This is a genomic window from Aureimonas jatrophae (assembly GCF_900104035.1).
Classification (GTDB): domain Bacteria; phylum Pseudomonadota; class Alphaproteobacteria; order Rhizobiales; family Rhizobiaceae; genus Aureimonas; species Aureimonas jatrophae.
Genome location: NZ_FNIT01000004.1, coordinates 270,459 through 286,599 on the forward strand (window position 1 = coordinate 270,459; position 16,141 = coordinate 286,599).

A 16,141-nucleotide genomic window follows, 5' to 3' on the forward strand; every position below is an offset into this window, starting at 1 on the left:
GTTGCGGCGCCGCCGGGCTCGTCGGCGCCCGTTCGTCAATCGATCACGACGACCTCGTGGTCGCGCACCGCCGGCACCTCGAAGGTCAGCTGGTCGCCGGAGCGCTCGACCTCGACCCGTGCCCCAGCGACGCGCAGGTCGGCCGGGCCGGATGCGCCGGCCGGAAGCCCGCGCAGCGCGACGCGGATCGGGCCGATCGCGACGAGCTCGCTCTGACGTCCCGGCACCCTGGCGGTGACGAGCCGGTTGTTGAGATGCAGGATCCAGCGCTCGCCCTGCCGGAAGAGCGAGGGGGTGACGAAGCCCTGCGCGCCCGCAAGTTCCACGCTCGCGCGGCCGTCCAGGCACCAGCGCACCGCGTTGGCGAGCAGTCGGGCGTGGTCGGGCGCGCCGTCGCGGGCCAGGCACCGGTCGAGATCGGCGGCGAACCAGACCAGACGGGCCGCCCCGGCCTCGCGCGCGGTGATCGCCGGAAGCTCGGTGCGCGGCCGGCGCATCCACGACGTTTCCGGCGGAAAGATCGGGAAGTCCGGTACGAAGGTCGCCAGCACCTGCGTCCCCTCGCCCGCCTCGATCTCGGGCAGGACGCCGCCGAAGGGAAGCGTATCGGCCGCCTCGAACCCGTCGAGGACCGGATGGCGGGTGCCGTCCGGTGCGGGCGCGGTCGCATCGCGCGGGCCATCAACGCCGGCGCGCAGTTCGGGCGCAAGCCGCAGGTAGGTGTGCCGCTCGCTGTCCTCGATGCTCTCGCTGATGGGTCCCGTTCCGCCGTGGCTCGCTGTTCCTCGCCGGCGGATGCCGAACAAGGCGCCGAGCGCGAAGTCGGCGCGCGCATCCCCCTCGGCCGTGAGCCCGCTCGTCTCGCCGGTCGCGATCACCGATCCGCCGTCGGCTGCGAAGCGTTCGACCGCCGCCACCTGCCGGTCCGACAGGACGCCGAGATTGGGCAGGAGAAGCACGCGGAACCGCCCCGCCGCCGCCTCGACGTCCTCGGCATGGACGGGCAGCCAGGCGAGCCCGGCCCGATGGAGCGCCTCCGCCGCGCCGCGATAGGGATCGAGCGTCCGCTCCTCGGCCTCGGCTCCCCCGTGGAGATCGTGGTTCTCCTGCGACCAGACCACGCCGACATCGGCGACCGGCTGCCGGTCGACCAGATAGCGTTCGTTCTCGGCATGCCAGCGGAAGATCGGCGCGGCGGTTTGGTACTGACGACGGTCCTCGTGCAGCGCGCCGATGTGGTGCCACCAGGGCTGGATGCCGCCGGCGAACCCGGCCGACGACCAAAGGCGCACCTCGGCCTCCGGCATCGAGGACAGGCGGAAGGCCGGCTGGCCGAGCTGGTATTGCGGCGTCGACTCGGGGATCAGGACGTCCCAGCCCGCGAGCTCGTGGAGGCGCCGTCCCGCCTCGGTATTCTGCTCGAAACCGTCAACGGCGCTGCGTCGCTGGTGGTCGAGCATCACGATGCGCGAGCGCTGGAGAATGGCGCGCAGATCGATGAAGCGGGCGCCATTGTTGAGGACGTCGCCGCTGATCATGCCGTTCCAAAGACAGTGCTCGCCGCCGGCCTCGGTGGTGACCCGGTTGTTGTGCTCCCAGAGGCGCGTGCGGCAGCGGTAGTTCCACCTGATCCAGGCGCGATAGGTCTCGCTCGCCGGATCGTGCCGCTCGGGCAGCGCGTGGCCGGTCTCGGCGTCGAAGCCGTCGCGGCAGTTTTGGCAGTGGCAGATGTGCCGGCGCGGGAGGCCGGCCCAGCTGTTGTCGGCAAAGCCGTCGGGCGACGAGCGCTCGACGATCTCGCGCATCACGGCCGGCAGGTGGTCGCGGTAGTAGCCCGAGTTGATGCAGGTGACGTACTTGTCACCCTGCCGGTAGGGCTCGCTCGCCGCATCGCGGCAGATCCAGTCGGGATGGGCCTCGAAGAGGTCGGCCGCCACGCGGTTGGAGTCCATGCGCGCGACCACGGCGAGACCCTCCTCGCGGGCGGCCCGCACGATCTCGCCGTAGAGGTCGCGGGCACCCAGGCGCTCGGCGCGGTGATGGTGGGGAACGGCGGACGGGTAGTAGGCGACGATCCCGCCCGCGTTCACGATCGCGCCCTGGACACGCGTCCGGCGCCAGTGATTCCTCCACCACTCGGCGTCGTAGCGCTCCGGGTCGATCTCCACGAGGTTGGTCTGACCCCAGCGCAGGGTCCGTCGGTACCAGGGTCGGTTGTCCATGGGTGGGGTGTCCTTCCTCGCTGCGGCGATCGCAGGCCGCCCCGTCTAGGCGTGCCTCGTTGTTCGCGGCCCGCATCCGGTCCGCGGCATGGGTCGGTTCGGAGCGCCGACGGGCCGGCGCTGGGGTGTCAGGGTATCCAGTCCCCGTCCCACTCCTGGACGAGGTGGTTCTCGCCGACCTGCCGGTAGCGTCGCGCGGGCGGCTCGTAGTCGGCGGGCCGGATCGGGCTCTTGATCTCGTCGTTGCTCACCGGCCGCACCTCGCGGCGGCGGGCCGGATCGGGCACGGGAACGGCCGAGATGAGGCGGCGGGTGTAGGGGTGCTGCGGGCTGGAGAAGACGGATCCGGCCGGCCCGATCTCCACGATCTCGCCGAGATACATGACGGCGATCTGATGGCTGATGCGCTCCACCACCGCCATGTCGTGGCTGATGAAGAGGTAGCTGATGCCCAGGCTCGCCTGCAGCTCCATGAGAAGGTTGATCACCTGCGCCTTGATCGAGACGTCGAGGCCCGACACGCTTTCGTCGGCGACGATGACCTTCGGGTCGAGCGCGAGGGCGCGCGCGATGCAGATGCGCTGGCGCTGCCCGCCCGAGAACTGCTGGGGAAAGCGCGAGGCCGCCGAAGGGTCGAGCCCGACGCGGCCGAGAAGGTCGGCGACCTTGGCGCGCGCCTCGGCCCTCGTGCCCATCCGGTGGGTCAGGAACGGCTCGGCGACCGCCGCGCCCACGGGGATGCGTGGGTTGAGCGAGGCGAAGGGATCCTGGAAGATCATCTGGATGTGGCGGCGCACGTCGCGCAGCCGGCGCGCTTCCAGCCCGACGAGGTCCGCGCCCGCCACCCGGACCGTGCCGCTGTTGGGCTCCACGAGGCGCATGACGGCGCGGCCCGTTGTGGACTTGCCGCAGCCCGACTCGCCGACCAGCGACAGCGTCTCGCCGGCCCTGAGATCGAACGAAACGTTCTCCACCGCATGGACGCGACCCGTCACCTTGGCGAAGAAGCCCGAGCGCAGGTCGAAACGCTTGACGAGGTTGCGGACCTGCAGGACGGGCTCGGCCTGCCGGTCCACCGTATCGGGCTGCGGCCGGGCGGGACGGAGTTCCCCGCTCGCCCGGTCCACCAGCGGGAAGTGCTCGGGTCCGCTTCCGACGCCGCGCGAGCCGAGGCGTGGCACGGCTGCTAGGAGCGCGCGAGTGTAGGGGTGCCGGGCGCCGGCGAAGATCGCGTCGGTCTCGTCGCTTTCCACCACCTCGCCGCCCAGCATCACCACCGTGCGGTCGGCGATCTCGGCGACGACGCCCATGTCGTGGGTGATGAAGAGGACGCCCATCCCCTCCTCGCGCTGCAGCTCCTTGATCAGCTGGAGGATCTGCGACTGGATCGTGACGTCGAGCGCGGTGGTGGGCTCGTCGGCGATCAGGAGGCGGGGCCGGCAGGCGAGCGCGAGCGCGATCATGACGCGCTGGCGCATGCCGCCCGAAAGGGCGTGCGGGTGGTCCATGGCGCGGGCGCGGGCGCCGGGAATGCGCACCCGCTCGAGCAGCCGCACGGCCTCCTCGCGCGCCGCCGCGCCTTCCTGGAGGCGGTGGATCTCCAGGACCTCGGCGATCTGGTCGCCGACGGTCAGGAGCGGGTTGAGGCTCGTCATCGCCTCCTGGAACACCATGCCCATGGCACGCCCGCGCATCTCGCGCATCTCGGCCTCGGGCAGGCCGACCAGCTCGCGCCCGTCGATCCGAACCGATCCCTCGATGCGGCTCGACGCGCGGTCGAGAAGGCGCATGATCGACAGCGCCGTGACGCTCTTGCCCGAGCCCGACTCGCCCACCACCGCCAGCGTTTCGCGCTCCGCGATGTCGAACGACACGCCCCGCACGATGGGCAGCCAGCCCGAGCGCGTGCGGAACGCGGTGCGCAGGTCCCGCACCGAGAGAACCGGCCCGGTGGCGGGTTCCGCGTTTCGGGCGGCGTCGCGGCGTTCGAAGGTCATGAGCATGGCTCCCGCCCCTATCGTCCGGTGGAGGGGTCGAGCACGTCGCGCACCGCGTCCCCCAGGAGGTTGAAGGCGAGCACGACGCCGGTGATGGCGAGACCCGCGCCGACGATCGGCCAGGGCGAGCCGAACAGGTTGTTCAGCCCGTCGCGGATGATGTTGCCCCAGCTGGGGTTGGGCGGCTGCGTGCCGATGCCGAGGAAGCTGAGCGCCGCCTCGAGCCGGATCGCCGAGGCGACCCAGAGCGTCATCAGGGCGATGATCGGCGCGGTGATGTTGGGCAGGACGTGGCGCACGAGGATGACCGGCGTCGAGACGCCCATGGAGATCGCGGCCTCGACATACGGCTCCTGGCGCACGGCGAGCGTCTGGGCCCGTGCGACACGCGCAAAGCCGGGAATGAAGGCCACGGTGATCACGGCGATGATGTTCCAGAAGCCGCCGCCTAGCACCGCCGCGATCAGGATCGCGAGCAGAAGCTCGGGAAAGGCGAGCAGGAGATCGACGACGCGCGAGATCAGGCGATCGGCGAGCCCGCCGAAATAGCCCGCCGTGATGCCCAGCAGCGTTCCGAAGATCGCCGCAAGGAGCGGCGACAGGAGGCCGAAGATCAGCGAGTTGCGCGCGCCGTAGATCAAGCGGCTGAAGACGTCGCGGCCGAACTGGTCGGTGCCGAGCCAGTTGGCCGCGCTCGGCAGGCGGTTGATCTGGATGATGCTCTGGCGCAGCGGATCGTAGGGCGCGATCAGCGGCGCGAAGGCGGCCACCAGCACGAAGAGGACGACGAGCGCGAAGGCGAGCGTCGTCGACACGCGCCCGAAGAGGATGCGGCGCAGGACGCCGAGCAGTCCCGCCTGCGGGTCGGAAGGGATCAGGACGGGATGGTGATGATCGGTCGCAAGGGTCATGTCAGCTCACCCGGACGCGTGGATCGATGAAGACGTAGACGAGGTCCATCAGGAGGTTGATCAGCACCACGAACAGCGCGAAGACCACGACCCCGCCCTGGATCACGGCGTAGTCGCGCTCCGCGATCGCGCTGATCAGCAGCTTGCCGATGCCGGGCCGGTTGAACACGAGTTCGATCGCGACCGAGCCCGAGAGGGTGGCAAGCGTCGACAGACCGAGGCCGGTCGCGATCGGCAGCAGCGCGTTGCGCAGGCCATGGCGGTAGATCACGCGGTTCTCGCGCGCGCCCTTGGCCCGCGCGGTGCGCACGTAGTCCCGCGACAGGACTTCGAGCAGCGAGCCGCGCGTCAGGCGGCCGATAAAGGCGGCCTTCACCATGGCGAGCGTGACCGCGGGCAGGACGAGGTGATGCAGGCGGTCGAGGAACCCCTCGCCGCCGCCGTTGATCGGGAACCAGCCGAGGTTCAGCGAGAAGGCGATCAGGAGCAGCGCGCCGAGATAGAAGTCGGGCACGGCGTAGCCGATCAGCGAGAAGCCGCGCACGCCGCTATCGGGCCAGCGGTCGCGATGGGTGGCGGCAAGGACCCCGAGCGGGATGCCGACCACCGTCCCGAGCAGCATCGCCGCGACCGTCAGCTCGATCGTGTAGGGCAGGTTGTAGAGGATGAGGTCGAGAACCGGCCGGTTGTTCAGGAGCGAGGAGCCGAAGTCGAGGGTGAGGACGCCCCACACGAAGGTGATGAACTGCATCCACAGCGGCTCGTTCAGGCCCATGCGCTCGCGGAAGCTGGCGAGCTGTTCGGGGGTGGCCAGTTCGCCGAGCGCGGCGATCGCCGGATCGCCCGGCAGGATGCGCATGGCGAGGAAGACCAGCGCCAGGACGAGAAGAACCGTCGGAATCGCGTCGAGCAGTCGCGTCAGGATGTATCGCGTCATGGGTCGGGCGCCTCCCCGCGCCGTGCCGTGGTTCAGCGTTGCAGGGCCGTCCGGTAGGGTTCGTTGCTGAGGTCCGCCGCCAGGCCAGGACCGAGCACCGCGACGCCGCCCTGCGAGAGGCTGACGAAGTACTGGAGGTGGAAGGGCGAGCGCGTGTAGTCCCGCGGGATCTCGCCATGCCAGGCGCCGTTCTCCCGGCGCATGAGCTGGGACTGCCAGCGCTCGGCCTGGTTGACGTGCCGATAGTACAGGACCGGCGGCGCGTCGGCCTCGGCCTGAAGCGAGACGGCGAAGGGCTCGCCACTCCGAAAATCCGCCTCGCCCGCCGGTCCGTCGAGAAGCGCGCGCGCCGGCTGCCAGGCGTCCAGCGCCGCAAGGGCCCGTTCGGTCTCCGCCGTCGGCCGGCGCGTTTCGGTGAGCCCGCCGCCGCGCAGCGCTTCGAGGTCCAGAAGCTCGGCCCGGATCTCGGGCAGGCGCGTGTGCCAGGAGCCGCGCAGCCAGGATTGGGGACCGAAGGTCAGGTCGTCGGCATAGGTTTCACGCGAAACCGCCGCGATCCCCTCCCAGGCCGCGACGGCCCGGCGCATGTGAAGGATCGCCGGCTCCAGCAGCGTGGTGACGCGGGTCGCCACGAAGAGCTCGGCATGGACGGCGGCGCGGTGCTTCTCGGCGAAGTAGCGCGCGATGCCGGCGAGGATCGCGCTGTCGTGCCGGATGCGAAGAGCCGGCGCGCGCGTGCCGTCGCGGCTGGCGTCGATCGCCCGCACGGCGCCCTCCGCGGTATCGGCCAGCGCGTCCAGCCAAAGCGCGACGTCGAACGGCGTGTAGCGGTGTTCCGCTTCGCCTGCGAGCAGGCGCTCGGCCCATTCGCGGGCGGTGGCGAAGAGCTCGGAATCGAAGGTCGGCGCGTTTCCGAACCGCATCGGCCCGGTCATGTCGAAGCGGTAGGCGAGCGCGCCCGCGCTCTCGATCAGGGAGAGGTTCGTGTAGATCTCGGGCCAGTAGTAGTTGTTGGAGGCCGAGGGGCCGTGCGTGAGCGTCACGAGCGGCAGGACGCGGCTCGCCGCCGCGAGCGCCGTCTCGCAGGCGTCGGCCGCCTCGCCGCACTCGTGGCGCAGCTCGCGCATCCACGTCTCGCGCGGGGCCTCGGGATCGAACAGGAGCCGGCCCCAGACGCGATACTGGTAGCGGTACTTCTCCCAGTCGCGGCGCGTCGCCAGCCCCTGGCGCCGGTAGCCGAATCGCCCGCCCGGCATGCCGGTGCCCATGCGCCCCTTGAACGAGAGCGGCTCGCACCATTCCACTCCGTCGGAGCCCGCGAACATGGAGGAGCGCCCGTAGCCGCCCGCCAGCTTCGGGTCGCCCCAGAGCAGCAGGCGCTGCGTGCCCGGCCAGATCCGGTAGAGGACCTTGTAGTCCTTGTCCTTGCGCAGAAGGTCGCCGTAGCTGTAGCGCAGGAACTTGCGCGAGCCCTCGCTGAGCTGTTCGCGCGCCGAGCGCGGCTGTTCGGGCGGGTATTCCTTCTCGCGGATCGCCGACTGGTGGTAGGGCAGGCCCATGTGCTCGGCGAGATACTTGGGCGAGGCGGCGAAGGGCATGCCGCTCTGCCGGGCGAGGTCGAGAACCGTTTCGTCGAGACCCTTGCCGTGAAGGTCGATCTCGACCGGCCGGCCGGCCGCCGCGACGCCCGCGAAGGCCTCGCGCCAGAAGCCGTAGTCCCCTTCCGCGATGCCCCCTTCCACGTGGACCCGGAAGGTCAGGCCCGTGATCTCGGGAACGGCCCGCAGGAGCTGCGTGATCGCATCGCGGCAGTAGCCGGCATGGTTCTCGCGCGTGATGCCGCGCACCGTGTAGTTGGCGCGCGGAACGTCCGAGAAATCGTAGCTCTGCGTCCAGAGCGCGAGCTGGAAGTCGAGGCCGCGCCGCGCCGCCTCGCGCCCGATGAAGCGCAGCGCCTCGAGATTCTCCTCGCGCTCCTCGGTGCGCAGCTCCGCGACGTCCACTCCGTAGCCCGGCACGTCCAGCAGGAACGGATAGGGGAAGTAAAAACTGACGTCCGTGATCCACGGATTATGGTAGGGATAGTTGTATCCCATGCCGAGCGTCAGCGAGAACCGGTTGAAACGGTGCGTCGCGAGCATGGTGAGGTAGTCGCGCCAGCCCTGACGATCGTGGAACCACGCATGGTCCTCCTCGGGCGAGCAGTAGAGACGCGCCATGGAGCGGACGCGGGCCGTCGGCGTTTCCTGCCGCGGAAAAGGCCCGTCGAAGAGATCCTCGCCGGGCGCCATGCGCACGCGATCGGCCAGTTCCGTCAGGGCATAGACAAGCCCGCGCGTTCCGGCCGCCTCGACCGTGACCGTGCCGCCCTCACGGCGCAGCGCGAAGCCCTCGCCCGCCTCGCCGGTCTCGCTCGCGGGCTCGATCCGCAGCGTTTCCCCGCCGCCGCGAGACGCGCCGCCAAGCTCTGCGCCACCAAGCTCCGCGCCGCGCTCGCCCAGCGCGCGCGCCAGCTCCTCCAGCGCCCAGCGGGCGGGCGCGTTCGGCGGGAGATCGCGCAGGGCGGGTGCGTCGAGGGCGATCCGGCGGGACGTGTCGAGAAGAGCGCTCATCTAGGCGACGATCCTCGCCTTGGTGAGCGGCCAGTTCACGTAGCCGGACTCGACCTTGTATCCGAGGTCGACGGCGGGCGAGCGCACGATCATGAAGCCGTTGGTGGAGACCGGCAGGATCACCGCATCGCCCAGCGCCTTCGCCTCGATCCGGCGCACGAGGTCGAGGCGCTTTGCGAGATCGGGCTCGGCGAGAGCGGCCTCCAGCATGTCGTCGATGCCGGGGATCGCGGTGCCGTAGCGGCTGAAGTTCGATCCGCCCTTCCCGTCGCTCTTCACGGTGGCCGCCGTGGACAGGTAGTTGACGATGGGCTGGGTCGGCACGGGCGGCAGCGCGGCGGAGTGCTGCGAGAGCGTGTTGGTGCCGGTGTTCTGGTCGGCGTGGAAGGCCGTATGGTCCTTGATGTTCAGCTGCATGTCGATGCCGACGCGCTTCAGCTGGTCCTGGATCATCAGCATGATCGCCGAGTAGTCCTCGCGCTGCGAGGTGTCGGCGCGAAACGCGAAGCCGTTCGGCACGCCGGCCTCGGCCATGAGCTGGCGGGCGCGGTCGGGATCGTAGCGGTAGGCCACCTCGGCGGGGATCGTCTCCGCCGTGAAGCCGCCGGGAAAGCTCGGCGGGTTCAGCCCATAGGTGCGCTGGCTGATCGGCGCGATCGCGGTCGCGATCTCGTCGCGGTCGATGGCATGAAACAGCGCCTGGCGGAGCCTTGGATCGTCGAAGGGCTTCACGGTCAGGTTGGGGTGGATCGTGAAGAAGCTGCCGGGGCTCACCACGTCGAAGACGAGGTCGGGCTTCTGCGCCCGGATCGAGTCCGCCCAGCCGGGCGAGCGCACGCCCTCCATCATGTGGACGTCGCCCGACAGGAGGGCGAGCGTGCGCGCCGTGGTGTCGGCGATATAGAGGCACTGGAGGCGCTCGGTCGCCGGCGGTCCATCGAAATGGTCGGGATTGGCCAGAAGCGTCACGCCCTGTCCCGGATCCTGGTGGACGGTCTCGAGGCTGTAGGGGCCCGTGCCGATCGGGTCCGTAGCGATGCCCTTCTCGCCCTTCTCCTCCAGCGCGCGACGCGACATGACGGAGGCGTCGTAGTCGCTGAGGACGCCGAGCAGGAAGAGCGGGTCGGGCTGCTTCAGCCGGAACACGACCGCGGCCGGACCGTCCACCGAGACGTCCTCGATGTTCTGGAACTTCGGCCGCACGCCGCCCGAGCGCACGGGATCGCGCAGCCGGTCGAAGGTGAACTTGACGTCGTCCGACGTCATGATCCCGTAGCCCTTGTGGAAGGGCACGCCCTCGCGCAGGCGGATGGTCCAGGTGCGGGCGTCGGCGGAGCGCTCCCAGGAGGTCGCCAGGCGCGGCACCGGGTCGGAGCCCTCGGGCGGAAAGCGCCAGGGCGAAAGGTCCACGAGCTTGTCGTGGACGTGGATGATCGCCCAGTTGTCGACGCCCTGGATCGAGGTCTGCGGGTCCATGGTGCGAAGGCCGCGCGCGGCGAACGCGATGCGCAGCGTTCCCCCCGCCCCTTGAGCCCGCGCCGGGGCGGGTGCGAGTGCCAGACCTGCCAGGGCGGCGGTGCCGCCGACGAACGTGCGCCGGTTCATGACCATGGGCTGTTCCTCCTCGTCGTCCGGCCGCCCGTGCGGCCCGTTGGTTCTGGCGGGCGTTCGCGCGCCCGGTCGGTCTCAGGCGCCGGCGAAGCCGTGCCGGTGCAGGATCTGCTGCGCCACGGCGAGGACGTCCGACGGCAGACTCCGCCCGCCGTGAAGGCGCGCCGCCCCCCGCTCCCCGAACCGCGCGTGGAGAAGCGCCTTGTTGGCATTCGTGAAGGGGTTGCCGAACGGGAGCATGGCGACGAGCGCGAAGGCGTCGCCGACCGCGGCGGCGACCCGTCCGGACAGCGCCGTGGCCTCCTCCAGGCGGCCCGCCTCGAGGTCGGCGAGAACGGCGTGCAGCTCGGCCGGGAAGACGTTGGCGCTCGACAGAAGGAAGCCGCGGTAAGGACCACCGCCCTCCAAGCTCCACGGCACGACGTCGCCCTCCGCGCCGCGCAGAAGCACCAGACGCTCCGGCGCGCCGCCGAGCGCCAGCGCGTCCTCGCCGCTGCTGTCCTTGAGGCCCGCCACGTTGGGAAAGCGCTCGCTGAGACGCTCGAGGAGCGAGGCCGGGATGGTGCTGCCGGTGACCTGGGGCAGCTGGTAGAGAAACACCGATCGGCCGGTCTCGAGCACCGGCCGGAAGGCCGCCTCCAGCGCCGCCTCGTCCATCGGCTCGGCGGCGAGCGGCGCGGCGAGCGTGAAGCCGAGAATGTCGCTCCCCGCGCCCGCGAGATCGGCGGCGGCCCGGGCCAACGACGCGATCTCGCCCGCGCTCGGCCGCAGGAGCCCGACGAGAACGCGGATGCCGCGCGCCGGCGCCGCCTGCAGCGCGAGGCGCAGGACGTCGAGCGACTCCCGCTCGCTCATCTGCCAGCCCTCGCCCGTCGATCCGGGCACGAGGATGCCGCCGACATGGGGTGCGAGCCGATCGAGGTGGCGCGCAAAGGCTTCCTCGTCGAGCGAGCCGTCCTCGGTGTAGAAGGTCAGCGCCGGGCACCACAGACGATGGCGCCCGCCGGCGGCGAAGAAGTCGGCGACCGCGTCGCCGGTCACGGATCCGGGCGCGTTCACGGGCGCACCAGAACACGGCCGCGCGTTTCGCCGCGCAGGATGCGAGCCGCCGCCTCCGGGACCGCATCGAGGCCGATCTCGCTGACCAGGGGTTCGAGGCGCCCGGCATCGAAGGCGCTGGCGATGCGCTGCCAGGAGGCGACGCGTCGCTCGTAAGGGTGCGTCACGCTGTCGATGCCCGCGAGCGTGACGCCGCGCAGGAGAAAGGGCAGGACGCTTCCCTCAAAACCGATGCCCGACGCGTTGCCGACCGCCGCCACCGCGCCGCCGGGGCTGAGCTGGCGCAGGAGGCGGCCCAGCGTTTCACCGCCGACATTATCGATGGCGCCCGCCCAGCGGGCCGCTTCCAGGGGCTTGGGCGGCTCGCCGGTGATCTCGTCGCGTCCGGCGACGCGCGATGCGCCGAGGCGCAGAAGGTCGTCCGCGCCGTCGGTCCGCCCGGTCACCGCGACCGCCCGGAAGCCGGCCGCGGCGAGAAGCAGAAGCGCGAGCGAGCCGACGCCGCCCGAGGCGCCGGTCACCGCGATCTCGCCGCTGCCGGGCTGGACGCCCAGCGCTTCCAGCCGCTCCACCGCCATCGCCGCGGCGAGCCCGGCCGTGCCGAAGATCATGGCCTGACGGGTCGAGAGGCCCTCGGGCAGCGGCACGAGCCAGTCGGCCCGCACCCGTGCCCGCTCCGCAAAGCCGCCCCAATGCGTTTCGCCGACGCGCCATCCCGTCAGGACGACGCGGTCGCCCACGTGGTAGCGCGGGTCGGCGCTGTCCGTGACGATGCCGGCAAAATCGATGCCGCCGACATGCGGGAAGGCGCGCACCAGCCGGCCCTTGTCCAGGACGCAGAGCCCGTCCTTGTAGTTGAGGCCGGACCATTCCACGGCGACCGTGACGTCGCCGGGGGGCAGCCGGTCCTCGTCGAGCGTCTGGACCGAGGACCGGACGGCGCCGTCGGCCGGCTTCTCGGTGAGGAGCGCGCGAAACGCCATCAGGCCGACTTCGTGGCGCGGTGGAAGCGCCAGCGGGCATAGCCGCTCTTCACGGGGTAGCCGAGATCGACGCGACCGGAACGGGCCGTGGTGAAGGACAGGGTCGACAGGCCGATCAGCGGCAGGTCGCGCAGAACCTGCAGTTCGATCTGCGAGCAGGCCTTCACGTAGTCGTCGTAGGTCGTGCTGTTGAGCGCCTGCTCCAGGAGGCCGTCGATGCCGGGCATGGCGGTGCCGTAGTGGCTGTAGTTGCCCCCGCCCGAGCCGTCGCCCTTGACCTCGGACTGCGAGGACAGCTGCTGGAAGTAGATCTGCGTCGGGATCGGCGGGTAGCTGGAGGAGTGCATCGCCAGCGTGTTTTTGTCGGACCGGTTGTCGGCATGATAGGCCGTGTGGTCCATCATCCGGAGGTCCATGTTGAAGCCGGCGAGGCGCAGCTGCTCCTGCACGATCAGCATGGTGGACGCGTAGTCCTCGCGCTGGCTGCACAGCGAGGAGAAGCTGATGCCGTCGGGAAAGCCGGCTTCGGCTAGCAGCGCGCGGGCTCGCTCGGGATCGTAGGGGTAGCGCAGCTCCTCGGGCAGCTGATCCGTGGAGAAGCCGGCCGGGAAGTTCGCGGGCTGCAGGCCGGCGAGGACGCCGCCCATGGGCGCCAGCGCCTGCGAGACCGCCTCGCGGTCGATCGCGTGCATCAGGGCCTGGCGCACCTTGAGCTGGTCGAAGGGGGGACGCGTCAGGTTGACGTGGAGCGTGTTGAACGAGCCCGGCACCGTCATGTCGAAGACGAGCGTCGGGTCGCGCCCCTTCATGGAATCGACCCAGCCCGGCGCGCGAACGGCCTCCATGATGTCGATATTGCCGGCGAGCAGCGCCAGCGTGCGCGCGGTCGTGTCGGCGATGTAGACGTTCTCGATGTTGCCGATCTTGGCCTTCTCGCCCCAGTAGCCCTCATGGCGCTTCAGCTTCGTGCCGCTCTCGCTGGCGAAGCTGACGAGCTCGTAGGGTCCCGTCCCCACGGCGTCGGTCGCGAAGCGCTCGCCCATCTCCTCGGCGGCCTTCTTCGAGACGATCGAGGTGTTGTTGTTGAAGGCGCTGGTGCCCAGGAACAGGGGGTCGGGCTTGCGGAGCGTCATCGTGACCTCGAGCGGTCCGTTCGCCACGACGTCCTCGATGTTGGACAGGATCGTCCGGTTGGTGCCCTCGTTCATCGCGCGCTTGAAGGAGTAGACGACGTCGTCCGACGTCATCTCGCCGTAGCCCTTGTGGAACTGGACGCCCGGACGCAGCTGGAAGGTCCAGCCGCGCGCATCGGGCGTCGAGGTCCAGGACGTCGCGAGCGTCGGCTTGTACTGGTCCGGCGTCACGGCGAAGTCGCCGTCCTCGGGCCGCACGAGCTGCTCGTACATCTGCTCGGTGGCCCAGTTGTCGGACCCTTGCGTGGTGAGGTTCGGATCGCTGTGGCGGGGACCGCGCGCCGCGATGCCCATGCGCAGCGTGTCGGTGTCGGCCTGAGCGCGGGCGGGAAGGCCCATCGCGGCCAGGGCGCCGGCCGCGCCGGCGAGTTGAAGGGCCTGCCTGCGTGTGATCGTCATCGTGGCCACCTTCTGCGAGGTTTCGGTTGGAGGGGTCTTCAGCGGTGCGCGCGCAACACGGACTCGTCGACCGCAAGGCCGAGCCCCGGTCCGTCGGGCACCCGGAAGCGCCCGTTCTCAGGCTTGGGCAGGTCGGGAAAGGCCGCGTCCATGCGTCCCGAGGGATCGGCGTACTCGGCCGGCTTCGTCAGGTGCATGAGGGTCGCCAGAACGTGGAGGTTGGCGACGTGGGCGATGGTCGGCTGGGTCTGGTGCGGCACGAGCTCAACGCCGTGCGCGTGGCAGATCGCGGCGCAGCGCATGAGGCCGGTGATGCCGCCCATCTTCACGATGTCGGGCTGCACCATGCGCACGCCGGCCCGGATGATGTCGACGAGCGCCTGCGTCGTATAGGTCTGCTCGGCGGCCGAGACCGTGATGTCGAGCCGCTGCGCGACCTCGCCCATGCCCCGCACGTCGTAGTGCTGGACCGGCTCCTCGAACCAGACGTAGCCGAGCTCCTCGAGAGCGCGGCCGACGCGGATCGCGCCGCCCACCGAGTAGCCGTTGTTGGCGTCGAAGGCGAGCGGATAGCCCTCGCCCACGAGTTGTCGCACGGCGCGCGCCTTGGCGATGTCGCCGGGGATGTCGGCGTCCTGCCGCGTTCGGTCGCCGTCCCAGCGGATCTTGATGGCGGCCGGCGTTTCCTGGCGCCAGCGCGCCTCCACGACACGCACCGTCTCATCGAGCGTGCGCGCCGCATGGCCGCCGATCGAGGCGTAGAACGGCAGCTCCGTGCGCCACGCGCCGCCCAGCAGGCGGTGCACCGGCAGGCCGAGGGCCTTGCCCTTGATGTCCCAGAGCGCGATGTCGACCGCCGCCAGCGCCCCGGTGAGCGCGCCCTCGGGACCGAGCTTGATGTTGCGGTGAAGAAGCTCGTCGTGGAGCACCGCCTCCTCGAAGGCATCGCGCCCGACAAGGGCGGGTGCGAGATCCCGCTCCACGATGCCGAGCGAATGAAGACCACCCTGCATCGGCGAGGCCTCGCCCCAGCCGACGATCCCGTCCTCGGTCTCGATCCGCACGAAGGCGCTTCGGCGGCCCGGCGCGTCGCCGGGCGCCCAGGCGACCTGCATTGCCTCGACGGACCGGATGCGCGCGCTCAACGCCGGTCTCCGGCGAGGGATCGTGCCGATAGGACGGAGCGGTCGCGGCGGCGCCAGAACGGTCGCCGAACCGCGCTCGAGAATCTGCTCAAGGCGAAAACTCCCAGATCGCGTCGCGTGGCGGTCTTGCGTGACCGGCTTCTGCGCGACTGACAAACAACAGCTTAGATGATTTGCATCCGCATGCAACCGGCATTCACCGCGCCGGGAATTTTACCCGGCGACGGCCAACGGTCAGCCGCCGGCGGAGGCGTAGATCTGCACCCGGCGGTAGCGCGCCGCCGGTACGCCGTCGGCCAGCAGCGTCTCATCGGTCTCGATGTAGTGCCGACCGCGCCGCTCGAAGTCGGCGCTGATGCGCCCCGCGGTCGCGATGCGGGCGCCCGGACGTACGGCGGCAAAGTGTCGGGCCTCGACCTCCACCAGGACGGCCGGGGCGGGAAAGCGGAAGGACTCGTTCGCATCGAACATGGCGAGCCGCATCAGGCAGCCGGGGTGGACGAAGCCCTCGCGCCGGAACAGGGGATGGTGCTCGTCGAAGACCGCGAGCGATTCCAGGACGTCGTCCCCGGTCAGCACCGCGTCGCGCGAGCCGATCGGGGCACCGATCGGCAGCTGGCCGGCCCCGACGGACGGGCGGGGCTCGGGCAAGGGCCGCACCGCGAGACGGTCCGCCGGGGCCTCGCCCTCCTCCGGCGGTCCGACCCAGCCCGCGGCGACCTCCTCGCCCGCCGCGTCGCGCAGCGAGATCGTCGCCCGCACGCCGTCCGCCCCCCGCTCGAGCGGCCCGGCCGCAAGGTCCAGGACGTCGTCCTTGTAGACGGGTCGGCGAAAGCGAGCGCCCATGCGCCCCGCGCGCAGCCAGGGCTCGCCCCAGGCCTCCACGGCGATGCGCGCCATGTGGCCGTAGATGAAGGCGCCGGGCACCAGCGCGGCGCGAAAGCCCATGCGCCGCGCGACCTCGTCGTCGTGGACCGAGCCGCGATAGCGCGGCCGGTCGTCGAGACGGATCGGCAGTCGGCGGTGCGAGGGAAAGAGCGCGCCGGCCGGCGGCGATGGTGTCGCGTGCATA

11 protein-coding genes are annotated in these 16,141 nt (G+C 70.8%); all 11 read right to left on the bottom strand.

Going from position 1 to position 16,141, the window contains the following annotated elements:
- Positions 1-35: 35 nt before the first annotated feature.
- Positions 36-2,222 (bottom strand): alpha-amylase family protein, encoded by a 2,187-nt coding sequence (locus BLQ76_RS11210; RefSeq protein WP_090673112.1) that lies wholly within the window; start codon positions 2,220-2,222, stop codon positions 36-38.
- A gap of 128 nt (positions 2,223-2,350) precedes the next feature.
- Positions 2,351-4,219 (bottom strand): ABC transporter ATP-binding protein, encoded by a 1,869-nt coding sequence (locus BLQ76_RS11215; protein ID WP_090673367.1) that lies wholly within the window; start codon positions 4,217-4,219, stop codon positions 2,351-2,353.
- 17 nt (positions 4,220-4,236) lie between these two features.
- Positions 4,237-5,130, bottom strand: coding sequence for an ABC transporter permease (locus BLQ76_RS11220; RefSeq protein WP_090673114.1), 894 nt, complete (start codon positions 5,128-5,130; stop codon positions 4,237-4,239).
- A 1-nt stretch (position 5,131) separates the two neighbouring features.
- A complete protein-coding gene (locus tag BLQ76_RS11225) occupies positions 5,132-6,067 on the bottom strand; it encodes an ABC transporter permease (RefSeq protein WP_090673116.1) in 936 nt (311 codons plus the stop codon).
- Between the two features lie 32 nt (positions 6,068-6,099).
- Positions 6,100-8,679 (bottom strand): beta-N-acetylhexosaminidase family protein, encoded by a 2,580-nt coding sequence (locus tag BLQ76_RS11230; RefSeq protein WP_090673118.1) that lies wholly within the window; start codon positions 8,677-8,679, stop codon positions 6,100-6,102.
- The gene (locus BLQ76_RS11235; protein ID WP_090673119.1) at positions 8,680-10,290 is read right to left on the bottom strand and encodes an ABC transporter substrate-binding protein; all 1,611 of its coding nucleotides are present in this window, start codon (positions 10,288-10,290) and stop codon (positions 8,680-8,682) included. It abuts the gene before it with no gap.
- A gap of 75 nt (positions 10,291-10,365) precedes the next feature.
- On the bottom strand, positions 10,366-11,349 hold the full coding sequence (locus BLQ76_RS11240; RefSeq protein WP_090673121.1) for a dihydrodipicolinate synthase family protein: 984 nt from the start codon (positions 11,347-11,349) through the stop codon (positions 10,366-10,368).
- The gene (locus BLQ76_RS11245; protein WP_090673124.1) at positions 11,346-12,332 is read right to left on the bottom strand and encodes an acrylyl-CoA reductase family protein; all 987 of its coding nucleotides are present in this window, start codon (positions 12,330-12,332) and stop codon (positions 11,346-11,348) included. Before BLQ76_RS11245 ends, BLQ76_RS11240 begins: the two co-directional genes overlap by 4 nt.
- On the bottom strand, positions 12,332-13,924 hold the full coding sequence (locus BLQ76_RS11250; protein WP_139183991.1) for an ABC transporter substrate-binding protein: 1,593 nt from the start codon (positions 13,922-13,924) through the stop codon (positions 12,332-12,334). Before BLQ76_RS11250 ends, BLQ76_RS11245 begins: the two co-directional genes overlap by 1 nt.
- 38 nt (positions 13,925-13,962) lie before the next feature.
- Positions 13,963-15,069, bottom strand: coding sequence for a mandelate racemase/muconate lactonizing enzyme family protein (locus BLQ76_RS11255; RefSeq protein ID WP_090673128.1), 1,107 nt, complete (start codon positions 15,067-15,069; stop codon positions 13,963-13,965).
- A 234-nt stretch (positions 15,070-15,303) separates the two neighbouring features.
- Complete coding sequence (locus BLQ76_RS11260; protein ID WP_090673130.1) at positions 15,304-16,140, bottom strand: hotdog family protein; 837 nt, start codon at positions 16,138-16,140, stop codon at positions 15,304-15,306.
- Between the last annotated feature and the right edge of the window lies 1 nt (position 16,141).